The following is a 13745-nucleotide window of genomic DNA, read 5'->3' as shown; positions in this document are numbered from 1 at the left end:
CCCGGTACAGGGCACAGATGCATGCATGGCTGAGGGCGGCTTTCGGAGCCGCCTTTTTCGGTATTACGGGCCTGTCCCCCGCGGTTGCGCAGGATGTCACCCTGCGCTCTCTCGACGGGTCGATCGAGCTGGACGGATCCCTGATCGGCTTCGACGGGGAGTTCTACCGCGTCGATACGATCTACGGGCCACTCACCGTCAACGCCGAGGGGGTTGCCTGCGCCGGGCCGGGATGTCCGGATCTGGAAAGTTTCGTGGCCGAGGCACGGTTCGCCGGCGCCTCTGTGATCGCCGACCGGCTGATGCCGGCGCTGATCGAGGGGTTCGCGCGCGCGCGCGGCATGACCGTCTCACGCGCATTGGCGCCCGATGGCCGCTCCGTCTTCACCCTGACCCGCAGCGTCGATGGGACGACCGCGGCGCGGTTCACGCTGATCCCGGGCACCACCGATAGCGGATTCGAGGCGCTTCTGAATCGCGACGCGGATCTTGCGCTGGCGCTCCGCGAGCCCTCCCCGGTGGAGCGCGACGCCGCGCGGCTGGCCGATCAGGGCGATCTGGGCCTGTCGCAACGGGCACGCGTTCTGGCCATCGACGGCCTTGTGGCGGTGGTTTCCCCCGAAAACCCGTTGCGCGACATCGCCCTGTCCGATCTGGCCCGCGTCTTCGCCGGAGAGATCACCAACTGGGCCCTGCTTGGTGGCGGCGATGCGCCGATCTCGCTGCATCTGATGCGCGACGATTCCGGCCTCGCCCAGGGGTTTGCGAACCGGGTGCTGCTGCCCGCGCGGCTTGGCCTTGGCCCCGGCATCATCCGTCACACGACCCAGGCGGATCTGGCTGGCGCGGTCGCGCGCGACCCCTATGCGATCGGCATCACCTCCTATGCCGGTCTTGGAAACGCCCGCGCGCTGGCGCTTGGCGGCCCCTGCGGTTTCAACCAGGCCGCCAGCGCGGCGAGCCTCAAGGCCGAGGATTACCCGCTGACAGCGCCACTGTTCGTCTATACGCCCGCCCGCAGGATGCCGAGGCTTGTGCGCGAGTTCCTGTCCTTCTTCGAAAGCCAGGCCGCCGAGCGGGTGATCCGCCGGGCCGGTTTCGTGAACCAATCGATCCTGCGCACCCCGGTTTCGGGTCAGGGCGACCGGCTGGCCAACGCCATCGCCGCCGCGGGCCCCGAAATCACGCTTGAGGATCTGCAACGGCTGAGCGCCCGGATCAGCGACAGCCAGCGCCTGTCGCCCACCTTTCGCTTCGCCCCCGGCACCACCGATCTCGACCCGCAGTCGCGCAGTTCCGTCTCGCGGCTTGCGCGCGCCATCGAGCAAGGTCAGTTCGATGGCCAACGCCTTATATTCGTGGGGTTTTCAGATGGCGCGGGCGATGCCGCCACCAATCTGCGCCTTGCCCGGGGGCGCGCGGAGACCGCCCGCCGCGCGGTCATGGAGGCCGCGAATGCCGCCGATCTGAACCGGGTGCAACTGCGCGTGGATGCATTTGGGGAGGCGATGCCGATGGCCTGCGATGACACCGAATGGGGCCGTGCGGTCAACCGCCGGGTCGAGGTCTGGCTGGAATAGGGCGGTCGCGCTCAGCTGGCGTAGGTCGGGTGAAACAGCCCACCGGGCGACAGGGTGAAAATCTCGCAACCGTCTGCCGTCACGCCGATGGAATGCTCGAACTGCGCGCTCAGGGATTTGTCGCGGGTCACCGCCGTCCAGTCATCGGCGAGCACCTTGGTCTCGGGACGGCCCAGATTGACCATCGGCTCGATCGTGAAGAACATGCCCTCCTCCAGCACCGCCGCGGTGCCGGGGCGCCCGTAATGCAGCACATTGGGCGGAGCGTGGAACACCTGCCCCAGCCCGTGCCCGCAGAAATCGCGCACGACCGACATGCGCTGCTGCTCCACATAGGACTGGATGGCATGGCCGATATCGCCGAAGGTGTTGCCCGGTTTCACCGCTTCGATCCCCTTGAACAACGCGTCATGGGTGACCTGCACCAGCCGTTCGGCCCGCCGGTTCAACCGACCGGCGACGAACATCCGGCTGGTATCGCCGTACCAGCCGTCGACGATGACGGTCACGTCGATGTTCAGGATATCGCCGTCCTTCAGCACTTTCGCGCCCGGAATCCCGTGACAGACCACGTGGTTCACGCTGATGCAGCTTGCGTGCTTGTACCCGCGATACCCGATCGTGGCCGAGGTTGCCCCGGCCTCCGCGACCATCGCGGTAATCCGGTCGTCCAGCGTACCGGTAGTCACACCGGGCTGCACCATCGGCGCGATATCGTCCAGGATACGCGCCGCCAGCGCACCGGCCTTGCGCATGCCGGCGAAATCCTGCGGTTGATGAATGCGGATGCCGTCCTTGGTCAAACGGCCCTGGAAATCGTCCAAACTACCACTCCGGAGCTGTGTTTGCCGAAACTTATGCGATGAGACGCCGATTTTCCAGACGCGGCATGGTCATATCTGCGTGGCCGGGTCGACCGGCACCGCATGGCCGATTTCGACCGCATCAGGGCCGATCCTGGTGCCATAGCACAGCATCTCCACACCGGCGGCCCGGGCCGCGTCGAACGCTCCGGCATAGGCCGGGTCTAGGTCGCCCGCGATTTTCAGCCGGGCGCAATCGCTCCGCTGAAGCAGGTAGAGCATCACCGCCCGGTGGCCGTCGGCGGCCATGCGCGACAGTTCGGCCAGGTGTTTGGCGCCACGGGCGGTCACGCTGTCGGGAAACTCCGCCCAGTCGCCTTGTCGGCGCAGGGTGACGTTCTTGACCTCCACATAGGCATTCGGCAGGCCCGGGCCCGAGGCCAGAAAATCGACCCGGCTGTTCTGCCCATAGGTCACCTCGGGCGTGATCTCCGCATAGGCGGCCAGTTCCGGGATCGCGGCAGCGCGCAGCGCCTCCAGAACTACCCTGTTCGGCAGGCTTGTGTCTATCCCGGCCCAGTGACCGCCGGGCAGTTCCACTAGCCGCCAGCCGTAGTTCAGCTTCTTTCGCGGATCGTCATTTGGCTCGACCCAGATCCGCAGTCCCGGCTCCTTCAGCCCCATCATGGAGCCAGGATTGGGGCAATGGGCCGTCACCACCTGCCCGTCCTCCAGCCGTATCTCGGCCAGAAACCGGTTGTAGCGCCGCAGCAGGGTCGCGGGGATCAGAGGGGTTTGAAAACGCATCGCCAAGCCCCTATACCCGGCAGGCAATGCAGGCAAGGAGCAGGCCCATGCCAAACCCCACCGCCGCGATGCTGGTCATCGGCGATGAAATCCTGTCCGGCCGGACCCGTGATGCGAACATGCACTATCTGGCGCAGGAGCTTACGAAACACGGCATCCGCCTGAGCGAGGTACGCATCGTGCCGGACAATCACGATGCGATCGTCGGCGCGGTGCAGGCGCTGAGCGCGGGGTACGATACCGTGTTCACCTCGGGCGGGATCGGCCCCACCCATGATGACATCACCGCGGAGGCCGTGGCAGATGCCTTTGCGGTGCCGATCGGCATCCGCGACGATGCCCGCGCAATCCTGCAGGCGCATTACGACCGGCAGGGCAGCACTTTGAACGAGGCGCGCCTGCGCATGGCGCGCATCCCCGAAGGCGCCAGCCTGATCGACAATCCGGTCTCCGCCGCGCCCGGGTTCACGCTGCACAATGTGCATGTGATGGCCGGGGTGCCGACCGTATTTCAGACGATGGTCGCCTCGGTCCTGCCGACGCTGACGGGCGGCGCGCCGATGTTGTCCCAATCGCTGCGCATCGCGCGGGGCGAAGGCGACATCGCCGGTCCCCTTGGCAAATTGGCAACAGCCCACCCGGAGGTGGAAATCGGCTCCTACCCGTTCATCAAGGACGGTGTTTATGGCGCGAATATCGTAGTGCGCAGCCCCGACGGCGCCGCCATCGATGCGGTGATCCACGAACTGGCCGCCCTGTTCCCCGAGGCGCAATGACGCTGCCCCGCGCCCCCGATCTCTATCCCGTGATCGACCACACATGGCCGCCCGTGCGCCTTTTCGACCTGGGTCTCTGGCGCCTGCGCGAGGGGCGGCGCGGCAGCGGCAGCCGGACCTGCGCCGCGACCCTCCGCGAGGGAAATCCGACCGCCGCAGATCTGGCCGAGGCGGAGACCGCGATGCGCCACATGGGGCAACCGCCGCTCTTCATGATCCGGGAGGGCGAAACGGCTCTGGATCATCTGTTAGAGACGGAATCCTACGTCCTCAAAGACCCTGTCACCCTTTATGCCGCCCCGGTCGATGCCATCGCGACGGACGCGCCCCCGCCGATCACCTGCTTCGAGATCTGGCCGCCGCTGGCCGCGCAGGAGGAGATCTGGGCGCAAGGCGGGATCGGGCCGGAACGGCTGGCCGTCATGCACCGCGCCGCCACCCCCAAGACGACGATTTTCGGGCGGATCGACGACCGGCCGGCGGGCACCGGATTTGTCGCGCTAGACGGGCGGATCGCCATGGTGCACGCGCTGGAGACACGCGCCGAGCATCGCCGCAGGGGGATGGGCCGCTACATGATGCAGGCCATGGCATTCTGGGCGAAAGCCCGCGACGCCACCCACATCACACTTTTGGTGACGGGCGCAAACCTGCCGGCCAATGCGCTCTACGCTTCCATGGGGTTTCAGCCTGTGGGACACTATCATTACAGAATAAAAAAAGAGACCGATGAGCAAACCTGACCCCAACGCCACCGCCCTGAACCTGCCGCCGATTGAGCCCTTGCCCGAGGCGACGCAGAAGTACTTCGATATCTGCCAGGAAAAGCTCGGGATGATCCCCAACGTCCTGGCCGCCTATGCCTTCGACGTGGACAAGCTGAACGCGTTCACGACGATGTATAATGACCTGATGCTCGGCGACAGCGGGCTGAGCAAGCTGGAGCGCGAGATGATCGCGGTGGCCGTGTCCGCGGTGAACCGCTGTTTCTACTGCCTCGTGGCCCATGGCGCCGCCGTTCGGGCGCTGTCGGGCGATCCGGCCCTGGGCGAAGCGCTGGTAATGAACTATCGCGTGGCCCCGCTCGACACACGCCAAAGGGCCATGCTGGATTTTGCCGTGATGATGACCGAAGCCAGCTACCGGATCGAGGAGGCGGACCGTCAGGCGCTGCGCGATGTCGGGTTCAGCGATCGCGATATCTGGGATATCGCGGCGACCGCCTCCTTCTTCAACATGTCGAACCGGATGGCCTCCGCCGTCGATATGCGGCCCAATCCGGAATATCACGGGCAGGATCGGTGAGACTGCGGCTGGCGCATCTCTTTCTGGCGGGCGTCATGGCCACACCCTCGGCGGCGCTTGACCTGCAATTGCCCGCGGCCGCGCGGCTGGCGTTGGAAGAGACAGAGCCGATGGGCCGCTACGAGATGCCGACCGGCCCGTGGACGCAAGCGGGCATGGCGCGCTACGATGCCGAAGGGGGATTTTCCCGCATGGTCTGGCAGGTGGTGCCCTATGGCGGAACCACCGTCCAGCTTCTGGCGCCGCTGCGCGCGCAATTGGTGGCCGACGGCTACGAGGTGCTGTTTTCCTGTACCGACCGCGATTGCGGCGGGTTCGATTTCCGCTTCGGCATCGACGTGGCGCCGGAGCCGGTGATGCATGTCAACCTGGGCGATTTCGCCTATCTGATCGCGCGGCGGCAGACGGCCGAGGCAAACGACACCATCGCGCTCATCGTCTCCCGCGGGGGGGGCCATGGATACATCCATCTGGTCCGCGTCGGTCCGCCCGGGCAAGAAGGGCCGGAGGTGACCCTTTCAAGCCGCGCGCCGGACGAGACGGGCCTGCCTGCCGACACCGGAGCCCTGATCGCCACTCTGGAACGCACCGGTACCGCCACGCTAGACGATCTGCAATTCGAGACGGGTGCCTCCACGCTGTCGGGTGACATGTATCTGTCGCTTGCGACGCTGGCCGACTACCTGATCGCCAATCCGGAAAAGCGGGTTGTTCTGGTGGGCCACACGGATGCCGAAGGCGCGTTGCAGAACAACATCGAACTCAGCCGGGCGCGGGCCAATTCGGTGCGCAGCTTCCTGATCTCGACATACGATATCGCGCCCGAGCGGCTGCGTGCCGAAGGGGTGGGATATCTCGCACCCAGGGCCCCCAACAGCACCGATGACGGGCGGGAACTGAACCGGCGTGTCGAGGTGGTTCTGACCAATACGGAATAGGGCGCGCACCGGAAGGAGTAGGCCAAAAAAATGGCCCGGTCGACACATGCCAACCGGGCCCAAGAGCGACCCCACAATACTCACGCATGGGGAAGCTTATGACGCTCACCAGTCCTCAGGACCCTTGTCCCGAAACTGCTCTACGAGGAAATCGATGAAGGCACGGACCTTGGGCTGGGTGTAGCGGCCCGGCGGATAGACGGCATAGATGCCATGCACCTCCATCGGAAGGTCGGGGATCGCATCGACCAGCAGGCCCTGACGCATCGCATCGGCATAGAGGAAGCTGGGCAGATAGGCGATGCCAAGCCCTCCGATCGCGGCATTCAGAAGTGACTGGCCGTCATTCACCGTCAGCGATCCGGCGGTGCGGACCTGTCGTTTTTCACCCGAGGGCGCGGTCAGCTTCCAGACGTTGCCGCTGGCCTGATTGGAGTAATGCAGAAGCTTGTGATCGTTCAGATCGTCGATCTTTTCGGGCCGGCCGAACTCCTCGAAATAGCTGGGGGCCGCGATCATGCGCTTGTATGTTTCGGTCAGCTTGCGGGCGCGCAGGCTGCTGTCCTCCAGATCGCCCACGCGGATCGCCATGTCGAACCCTTCGGAGATCAGTTCGACATAGCGGTTGTTCAGGATCATGTTGACCGTGATTTCCGGATAGGAATGCAGAAACTGCCCCAGAACCGGCGACAGATGGTTCACGCCGAAATCGGTGGCGACCGAAACACGCAAGAGCCCTGACGGCGCCGATTGCATCGCGGTCACCAGCGCATCGGCCTCGCCCGCGTCATTCAGCACGCGCCGCGCACGATCATAGTAGGCCAGCCCGATTTCGGTCGGGCTGACCCGGCGGGTCGTCCGGTTCAGCAGGCGCGCGCCAAGGCGGGTTTCAAGGCTCGACACATGCTTGGAGACGGCCGATTTCGAAATCCCCATCTTCCTCGCCGCATCCGTGAAACCGCCTTGATCCACCACGGTGGCAAACGCTTCCATCTCCGTCAAACGGTCCATTCAGTCACCCATCAGCACATGTTCTTGTTGTCTGGCACCATGGGATCAAAATGCGGCGCGATTGCGGAGAGGCGCAGGCCAAAGCCGGGTATTAAGGGGGACCGTTGGTGGCGCGAAAGCTCAAATTTTATGTAAATCGTGGAATACCTGTCCAAAAGGATAGGTTTTGCGGGCGACGGCGCCTTCGGCTTCCCGTTTCCCATTCCCCGTCATCGCATCTAGGCTTCGCCACATTCGAGGGAGAGGATGACATGAATCATGCCACCGCGCGACGCGATCTCGCCGCCGCTTTCCGCTGGACCGCGCGCGAGCGCATGCATGAAGCGGTCGCCAATCACTTCTCGCTTGCGGTGAGCGAGGATGGCAGCCGCTTCCTGATCAACCCCAAACGCCATTTCAGCCGGATGCGCGCCTCGGACCTCTGGGTGATCGACGCCAATGATCCCGAAAGCTGCAGCGGCCGCGGCGCGCCGGACCCGACCGCCTGGGGCCTGCATGCCAGTCTGCATCGCCATGTGCCCCATGCGCGCTGCGCGATGCATGTGCATTCCACTTATGCCACGGCGCTCGCGGCGCTGGCGGACAGCCGTCTGCCGCCCGTCGATCAGAACTCCGCCATGTTCTACAATCGGCACGTCGTGGATGAGAATTATGGCGGTCTCGCGCTTGAGGAGGAAGGCACCCGTTGCGCCCGCCTGTTTCAGGACCCGTCCGTCAGGACGATGATCATGGGTAATCACGGCGTCCTGATCATCGGCGAAACCGTGGCCGAGACCTTCGCGCGTCTGTATTACTTCGAACGTGCGGCGCGCACCTATATCCTTGCCCTGCAGACCGGACGTCCCCTGCGCGAGCTGTCCCCGGAGATCGCGGAGAAGACGGCGCGCGAGCTGGAGGGCTGCGCCGATGCCGATGCGGCGTTTCTGGCCGAACTGAGGAAGATTCTGGATACTGAGGAGCCCGACTACGCAGACTGACCCGGCGGGAACCATTTATCGGCTTGCAGGGTTTCCCCTGCATGACCCCCGATGGCCTGATCTATTATCCCGATGACCGCCCCGGCATCACGCGCCGGCGTCAGGGCCGCGGCTTTTCCTACCGCGCACCGGACGGCACCACCATCGCCAGCCGCCGCGAGCGCGCCCGGATCGAGGCGCTGGCGGTCCCGCCCGCCTATTCCGCGGTCTGGATCAGCCCGCGGATCAATGGCCATTTGCAGGCCACGGGGCGCGACGCGGCGGGGCGCAAGCAATACCGCTATCACGTGGACTGGACCGCGTTTCGCGCGCAGTGCAAATTCGACGATCTGCCCCGGTTCGGCGCCGCCCTGCCGCGGCTTCGCCAGAAGATCCGCGAGGGGCTGGAGGGTGAACCGGGCAGCCGCGATTTCGCGCTGGCCGCGGTTCTGGGCCTGATCGACCAGTTGTCCCTCCGCCCAGGACATGTGGATTATGCCGAGGAAAACGGCAGTTACGGCGCAACCACTCTCCGCTCGCGCCATTTGAACGTCGGGAAGGATGCCCTGTCGCTGTCCTTCACCGCCAAGGGTGGCGCGAAGGTGCGCACCAAGCTGACCGACAGGCGGCTGGCACGCGCCCTCGGCCGGCTGGACGATCTGCCCGGGGCCCCGGTCGCCACATGGCTTGATGGCGAGACCCCGCGCGCGGTGACCCCGGAGATGTTGAGCCGGCATATCGCCGACTTGACGGGCGAGGAGGGGCTGACGCCCAAGGCCTTTCGCACATGGAACGGGTCGGTCGCGGCCATGGAGGTGGCGCTTCGCCATCCCGACCCGACAATCACCGCGATGGCCGAGGCGGCGGCGAAACGGCTGCACAACACGCCGAAAATCGCGCGGAACAGTTACATCCACCCCGACGTGATCGCCTTGTCAGACAGCTCCGAGACCGACCGCGCCAGACTGGCGCAGGCCCGGACGCCCGCGCGCCTTCGCAAGGCGGAACGGGCGCTGCTGGCGCTGATCGGCTAGACTCGTTCCAGCACCACCAGCCGGTATTCATGCTCCCGCGCGAATTTCTCGGCCCGGTCGGTGCGCCGGTTCAGCTTGTCCAGCGCACGACCCAGCATCTTTTCCATCAGCCAGGCGCGCCAGGGATATTCGCGGCCGATCTCGGCCCGGAACCGCGTGATGAAGGGCGCGACCTTGTCGTTCTTGATCGACTCGTGGATCACGAAAGTCGGCGTGATCGCATCGGTCATGTCCTCGTCGCTGACGATCCGGAAGGCGCCCTGCGCCGCGACCGCCTCCAGAAACGCCTGATGCGTGCCCCGCGTGCCGTCTCCATGGGCGAAGCCGGGTCGCCGGAAGTAATCGAACATCACCATGCCGCGCGTGGCGTACCGGTTCACCTGCGCCAGCGCGGCCTCCAGATCGATATAGTGGAAGCTTTCCGCAAACAGGCAGATGTCGAACCGCGCATCGCTCTCGAACGCCTCGAACAGGGCGTCGTGCACGCCTGTGCCCGTCGGCAGCTTGGCCCGCGCCATTTCATTCATCTGGACCGACGGCGAAACGCAGGTAACGTCGAACCCGCGCGCGATCAGCGCCCGGGCATTCGCGCCCGTGCCGGAGCCGACATCAAGGATTGACGTCACCCCGTCGGGAATGACCTGCACCAGCTTCTCGAAATAGGCCTGCTGCGCACGGCCCATCGCTTCGGCGGACAGAACCTCCGGCACGCCGTCGGGGAAATAGCCGTAATGCGCGAACCCGTGCCCGAAGATCACTTCGGACATCAGCGCAGTGGCTTCCAGTTCAAGGTTTTTCAGTTTCATGGGCCGGTCTTTAGCGCAAAACGCGGCCGTGAACAGCCGGTTTATGCCGCGTCGAAATCCAGCACCAGTTTCTTGCTGGTGGGCCTGGACTGGCAGGCCAGCGTGAACCCCGCCTCAAGTTCCCAGGGTTCCAGCGAGTAATTCACCGCCATCTCGGCGCTGCCCTCCTCCACCTTGCAGCGGCAGGTGCAGCACATGCCGCCCCGGCAGGAATAGGGCAGTTCCAGCCCCGCCCGTTCCGCCGCCGCGATGACCGTATCGTCGCCGGCCGCATAGGTGAACCGACGCCGCGCGCCGTCAAGCAGCACCTCGACCTCGACGCCGCCCGCCGCCACCGCTTCGGCCTCCGCCGATTTCGGCAGGCGCGGGACCTCGCCCGCCATGAAGAAGCGTTCGTGGTGAATGCGCTCCGGCGCGACGCCAAGGGCCAGCACCGCCGCCTCCACCGCGTCGATCATCTCGCCCGGGCCGCACAGGAACACGCCATCGGCACCGGCCAGATCCACCGCGCCGGACCGGGCCAGCCGGGTGATCTTCTCGCCATCGACCCGGCCCGAGAGAAGCGCCACATCCTGCGGCTCGCGGCTCAGCACATGGATCAGGGTGAAGCGCCCGAGATAGCGATCCTTCAGCGCCTCCAACGTCTCGCGGAACACGATCGTATCGGCCCGGCGGTTGCCATAGACCAGCGTCACCTCGGCACCGCGTGCCAGCGCCGCGCCCGCAATCGACACCATCGGCGTGATGCCGGAGCCCGCCGCGATCAGAACCAGCCGGTCGCAGCCCGGATCGGTAAAGCGTCCCTCCGGCGGCATGACCTGAACCCGGTCGCCGGGCGCCAGCCCTTGCGCAAAGGTTGAAAACGCCCCGCCTTCGACCTTTTTCACGCCCACGGTCAGGCGCTCGCCGGGCAGGGAGGCAATGGAATAGCTGCGCCGCAGATCCTGCCCGTCGACCTTCGCCCGCAGGGTCAGATACTGCCCGGGCCGATAGGCGAAAAGGCCCGCGATCTCGTCCGGCACCTCGAAGGAAATCGCCACCGCATCCTCGGTCTCGGCCCGCCGGTCGGCCACTTTCAGCTCATGAAACATCAGGCAATCCTCAGATGCATTTGAAATAGTCGAACGGTTCGGCGCAGGCCCGGCACCGATACTGCGCCTTGCAGGCGGTCGATCCGAACTCGCTGATCTTCTCTGTATCTCCAGAGCCGCAGCGCGGGCACGCCACCGCCACGTCGCCAAACAGCGCCCGGACCGAGCCCGCAGTCTCCACCGGCGGCGCGATCCCGTAGGCGCGCAATTTCTCGCGCCCGGCTTCGGTGATCCAGTCCGTGGTCCATGGCGGCGACAGAACCCGCTCGATCCGCACGTCGAACCCGGCCTCGCGAAGCGCCACTTCGATCGCCATCTCGATGGCCATGGTCGCGGGGCAGCCGGAGTAGGTCGGGGTCACCTGCGCCACCGCAACCCCGTCCACCAGCTCCACCCGGCGCAGGATTCCCAGATCCTCGACGGTCACGCAGGGCACTTCCGGGTCCGGCACGGCGGCGGCGGCGGCCCAGGCGCGTTTCTGGTCCAGAACCGCTACCATTCGGCCCCCGGATAGGCCCGCTGAAGATACTGCATCTCGGCCAGCAGATGGCCCAGTTGCTCCCCGTGAATACCCGCGCGGCCACCGGTCTGCGGGAAAGGAATGTCGGGCTGCTCCAGCAGCGCCTCGCCAAAGACCATGCCGATCACCCGATCCCAGTCCCCGCGCATGTCCGCCCGGACCGGCAAAACGCCCTCCGCTTCGCAGGCGGCCGCGGCCGGGCTGCTTTCAAACAACTCGCCGGTGAACCGATGCAACTCCGTGACGGCACCCTGCATCCGCCGCGCGCTCTCTTCCGTCCCGTCGCCCAATCGGATCACCCATTCGCCCGCGTGCCGGATATGATAGGCCATCTCCTTCACGGCCTTGCCGGCAACGCCGCGGATGATCTCATCGGAGGATCCCAGAGCGGCCTTCCAGAACGGCTCCATGAATGCCGCGAAATAGAGCTGCCGCAACATTGTCTGCGCGAAATCGCCATTGGGCCGCTCCACCAGCAGACAGTTGCGATACTCCCGCTCCACCCGCAGCATCGCCAGATCGTCTTCCGACCGGCCCTTGCCTTCCAGTTTCGCAGCATGGTCATAGAGCACCCGCGCCGTGCCGATCAGATCCAGCGCCATGTTCGGCAGCGCAAGATCCTCCTCCAGCATGGGCGCATGGCCGCACCATTCCGAGATCCGATGCCCCAGAATCAGATGGTCGTCGGCCAGTTCCAGAACAGCCTCAAGCCGGGCCATCACATATGCCCCACATCTTCGGGGATCTCGTAGAAGGTCGGGTGGCGATAGATCTTGTCCGCCGTCGGCTCGAAATTCTCCGCCGCCTGATCGGGATCGCTGGCGGTGATCGCGGCGGATGGCACCACCCAGATGCTCACACCCTCGCCCCGCCGCGTGTAGACATCGCGTGCAGCGTTCAGCGCCAACACCTCGTCCGCGGCATGCAGGGATCCGCAATGCTTATGCGCCAACCCGTTCCGGGGCCGGATGAACACTTCCCATAACGGCGTCGCCTCGGTCATCGCCCACTCCATCCTTGGTTCAGAAATATGGCGGCGAGAGCGGGGGCAGCGCCCCTCGTTCCCGCCCTTCTCGATTCACTCGGCGGCCTGTTTCCGCGTGGCCCGTTTCGCGGCATGGGCCCGCGCGGCCTCCCGCACCCAGGCGCCGTTGTCCCAGGCGGCCTTGCGGTCGCGGATCCGGTCCACATTCATCTGACCGCCGCCCTTGACCACGCGCCAGAACTCCGACCAGTCGATCTCTCCGTGATCGTACCCGTTCTTTTCTTCATTCCATTTCAGATCTTCATCCGGCACGGACAAACCCAGAAACTCCGCTTGCGGCACCGTGGCGTCGATGAATTTCTGGCGCAGCTCGTCATTGGAGAACCGCTTGATCTTCCAGGCCATCGACTGGTCGGAATGCTCGCTATCCGCATCATGGGGGCCGAACATCATCAGCGAGGGCCACCACCAGCGGTTCAGCGCATCCTGAGCCATCTCGCGCTGCGCGGGTGTGCCGCGCGCAAGCGTCATGACGATCTCGTAGCCCTGCCGCTGGTGAAAGGATTCCTCCTTGCAGACCCGGATCATCGCGCGGGCATAGGGCCCGAAGGAACACCGGCAGAGCGGGATCTGATTCATGATCGCCGCGCCGTCCACAAGCCAGCCGATCGTGCCGATATCGGCCCAGCTCAGCGTGGGATAATTGAAGATGCTGGAATACTTGGCCTTGCCCGCATGCAGCTCTTCGGTCATCTCCTCGCGGCTGACCCCCAGCGTCTCGGCGGCGGCATAGAGATACAAGCCATGACCGCCCTCGTCCTGGACCTTGGCCAGAAGTGCGGCCTTGCGCTTCAGCGACGGCGCGCGGGTGATCCAGTTGCCCTCCGGCAGCATCCCCACGATCTCGGAATGGGCGTGCTGTCCGATCTGGCGAACCAGGGTCCGCCTGTATCCCTCGGGCATCGCATCATTCGGCTCGATCTTTTCTTCCGCGTCGATGCGCGCCTGGAATCGCGCCAGGAATTCCGGCGTTTCTTCGGTGGTGCTGTCGGCACCGATCAGACCTTGAGAATACACAAGCCTCTCCTCCCAGATGCAGGGTGTGTTGCACAAATAGGTTACAAAAAAATGCG

The 13745-nt window shown here is 65.3% G+C and carries 16 protein-coding genes; 7 read left to right on the top strand and 9 right to left on the bottom strand.

Annotated elements, in window-relative coordinates:
- The first annotated feature begins 17 nt into the window (after positions 1–17).
- Positions 18–1580 (top strand): phosphate ABC transporter substrate-binding/OmpA family protein, encoded by a 1563-nt coding sequence (locus tag D9R08_RS00175; RefSeq protein ID WP_121896002.1) that lies wholly within the window; start codon positions 18–20, stop codon positions 1578–1580.
- Between the two features lie 11 nt (positions 1581–1591).
- Here D9R08_RS00175 and map read toward each other — a convergent pair whose 3' ends face one another.
- Together map and sfsA are read right to left on the bottom strand one after the other, a co-directional pair.
- Complete coding sequence (gene map / locus D9R08_RS00170; RefSeq protein WP_121896001.1) at positions 1592–2404, bottom strand: type I methionyl aminopeptidase; 813 nt, start codon at positions 2402–2404, stop codon at positions 1592–1594.
- Between the two features lie 69 nt (positions 2405–2473).
- Positions 2474–3190, bottom strand: coding sequence for a DNA/RNA nuclease SfsA (gene sfsA / locus D9R08_RS00165; RefSeq protein ID WP_121896000.1), 717 nt, complete (start codon positions 3188–3190; stop codon positions 2474–2476).
- A gap of 47 nt (positions 3191–3237) precedes the next feature.
- Between sfsA and D9R08_RS00160 the strand changes: the two genes are divergently transcribed.
- The 4 genes from D9R08_RS00160 to D9R08_RS00145 are packed head-to-tail and all read left to right on the top strand — an operon-like array spanning position 3238 to position 6209.
- Positions 3238–3966: a competence/damage-inducible protein A gene (locus D9R08_RS00160; protein ID WP_121895999.1), complete on the top strand. Its 729-nt coding sequence runs from the start codon at positions 3238–3240 to the stop codon at positions 3964–3966.
- A complete protein-coding gene (locus D9R08_RS00155; RefSeq protein ID WP_121895998.1) occupies positions 3963–4709 on the top strand; it encodes a GNAT family N-acetyltransferase in 747 nt (248 codons plus the stop codon). Before D9R08_RS00160 ends, D9R08_RS00155 begins: the two co-directional genes overlap by 4 nt.
- The gene (locus tag D9R08_RS00150) at positions 4696–5271 is read left to right on the top strand and encodes a peroxidase-related enzyme (RefSeq protein ID WP_121895997.1); all 576 of its coding nucleotides are present in this window, start codon (positions 4696–4698) and stop codon (positions 5269–5271) included. The genes D9R08_RS00155 and D9R08_RS00150 overlap by 14 nt, the downstream gene beginning before the upstream one ends.
- Positions 5268–6209 (top strand): OmpA family protein, encoded by a 942-nt coding sequence (locus D9R08_RS00145; protein WP_121895996.1) that lies wholly within the window; start codon positions 5268–5270, stop codon positions 6207–6209. The genes D9R08_RS00150 and D9R08_RS00145 overlap by 4 nt, the downstream gene beginning before the upstream one ends.
- A gap of 105 nt (positions 6210–6314) precedes the next feature.
- Here the strand turns inward: D9R08_RS00145 and D9R08_RS00140 are convergent, their stop codons facing one another.
- Entirely contained in the window at positions 6315–7220 is a 906-nt protein-coding gene (locus tag D9R08_RS00140; RefSeq protein WP_121895995.1) for a LysR family transcriptional regulator, read from the bottom strand.
- Positions 7221–7471: 251 nt separating this feature from the next.
- Here D9R08_RS00140 and D9R08_RS00135 point away from each other — a divergent pair, with 251 nt between their 5' ends.
- Both D9R08_RS00135 and D9R08_RS00130 read left to right on the top strand, forming a co-directional pair.
- Complete coding sequence (locus D9R08_RS00135; protein ID WP_121895994.1) at positions 7472–8197, top strand: class II aldolase/adducin family protein; 726 nt, start codon at positions 7472–7474, stop codon at positions 8195–8197.
- 41 nt (positions 8198–8238) lie between these two features.
- Positions 8239–9210 carry a DNA topoisomerase IB gene (locus D9R08_RS00130; protein ID WP_121895993.1) on the top strand — a complete coding sequence of 324 codons (972 nt, stop codon included), beginning with the start codon at positions 8239–8241 and terminating at the stop codon, positions 9208–9210.
- Here the strand turns inward: D9R08_RS00130 and D9R08_RS00125 are convergent.
- The 6 genes from D9R08_RS00125 to paaA form a co-directional block, all read right to left on the bottom strand.
- Entirely contained in the window at positions 9207–10016 is an 810-nt protein-coding gene (locus D9R08_RS00125) for a class I SAM-dependent DNA methyltransferase (protein ID WP_121895992.1), read from the bottom strand. The two genes, D9R08_RS00130 and D9R08_RS00125, sit on opposite strands and share 4 nt — an antisense overlap.
- 41 nt (positions 10017–10057) lie before the next feature.
- Complete coding sequence (locus tag D9R08_RS00120) at positions 10058–11107, bottom strand: 2Fe-2S iron-sulfur cluster-binding protein (RefSeq protein WP_121895991.1); 1050 nt, start codon at positions 11105–11107, stop codon at positions 10058–10060.
- A 10-nt stretch (positions 11108–11117) separates the two neighbouring features.
- Positions 11118–11606 (bottom strand): 1,2-phenylacetyl-CoA epoxidase subunit PaaD, encoded by a 489-nt coding sequence (gene paaD / locus D9R08_RS00115; protein ID WP_121895990.1) that lies wholly within the window; start codon positions 11604–11606, stop codon positions 11118–11120.
- A complete protein-coding gene (gene paaC, locus D9R08_RS00110) occupies positions 11600–12346 on the bottom strand; it encodes a 1,2-phenylacetyl-CoA epoxidase subunit PaaC (RefSeq protein WP_121895989.1) in 747 nt (248 codons plus the stop codon). Before paaC ends, paaD begins: the two co-directional genes overlap by 7 nt.
- A complete protein-coding gene (paaB, locus tag D9R08_RS00105) occupies positions 12346–12630 on the bottom strand; it encodes a 1,2-phenylacetyl-CoA epoxidase subunit PaaB (RefSeq protein WP_121896756.1) in 285 nt (94 codons plus the stop codon). Before paaB ends, paaC begins: the two co-directional genes overlap by 1 nt.
- Positions 12631–12705: 75 nt before the next feature.
- The gene (paaA, locus tag D9R08_RS00100; protein WP_121895988.1) at positions 12706–13689 is read right to left on the bottom strand and encodes a 1,2-phenylacetyl-CoA epoxidase subunit PaaA; all 984 of its coding nucleotides are present in this window, start codon (positions 13687–13689) and stop codon (positions 12706–12708) included.
- Between the last annotated feature and the right edge of the window lie 56 nt (positions 13690–13745).

The organism is Rhodophyticola porphyridii (genome assembly GCF_003688285.1).
Taxonomy (GTDB): Bacteria; Pseudomonadota; Alphaproteobacteria; order Rhodobacterales; family Rhodobacteraceae; genus Rhodophyticola; species Rhodophyticola porphyridii.
Note: the sequence above shows the minus strand (reverse complement) of the source record. Positions and strands in the feature narration are given on the sequence as shown.

Excerpts from the sequence above, each read along its gene's own strand:
- D9R08_RS00175 (WP_121896002.1), top strand. The coding sequence starts at position 18 with ATGCATGCATGGCTGAGGGCGGCTTTCGGAGCCGCCTTTTTCGGTATT.
- sfsA (WP_121896000.1), bottom strand. The coding sequence starts at position 3,190 with ATGCGTTTTCAAACCCCTCTGATCCCCGCGACCCTGCTGCGGCGCTAC.
- D9R08_RS00160 (WP_121895999.1), top strand. The coding sequence starts at position 3,238 with ATGCCAAACCCCACCGCCGCGATGCTGGTCATCGGCGATGAAATCCTG.
- D9R08_RS00155 (WP_121895998.1), top strand. The coding sequence starts at position 3,963 with ATGACGCTGCCCCGCGCCCCCGATCTCTATCCCGTGATCGACCACACA.
- D9R08_RS00150 (WP_121895997.1), top strand. The coding sequence starts at position 4,696 with ATGAGCAAACCTGACCCCAACGCCACCGCCCTGAACCTGCCGCCGATT.
- D9R08_RS00140 (WP_121895995.1), bottom strand. The coding sequence starts at position 7,220 with ATGGACCGTTTGACGGAGATGGAAGCGTTTGCCACCGTGGTGGATCAA.
- D9R08_RS00135 (WP_121895994.1), top strand. The coding sequence starts at position 7,472 with ATGAATCATGCCACCGCGCGACGCGATCTCGCCGCCGCTTTCCGCTGG.
- D9R08_RS00130 (WP_121895993.1), top strand. The coding sequence starts at position 8,239 with ATGACCCCCGATGGCCTGATCTATTATCCCGATGACCGCCCCGGCATC.
- D9R08_RS00125 (WP_121895992.1), bottom strand. The coding sequence starts at position 10,016 with ATGAAACTGAAAAACCTTGAACTGGAAGCCACTGCGCTGATGTCCGAA.
- D9R08_RS00120 (WP_121895991.1), bottom strand. The coding sequence starts at position 11,107 with ATGTTTCATGAGCTGAAAGTGGCCGACCGGCGGGCCGAGACCGAGGAT.
- paaD (WP_121895990.1), bottom strand. The coding sequence starts at position 11,606 with ATGGTAGCGGTTCTGGACCAGAAACGCGCCTGGGCCGCCGCCGCCGCC.
- paaC (WP_121895989.1), bottom strand. The coding sequence starts at position 12,346 with ATGGCCCGGCTTGAGGCTGTTCTGGAACTGGCCGACGACCATCTGATT.
- paaB (WP_121896756.1), bottom strand. The coding sequence starts at position 12,630 with ATGACCGAGGCGACGCCGTTATGGGAAGTGTTCATCCGGCCCCGGAAC.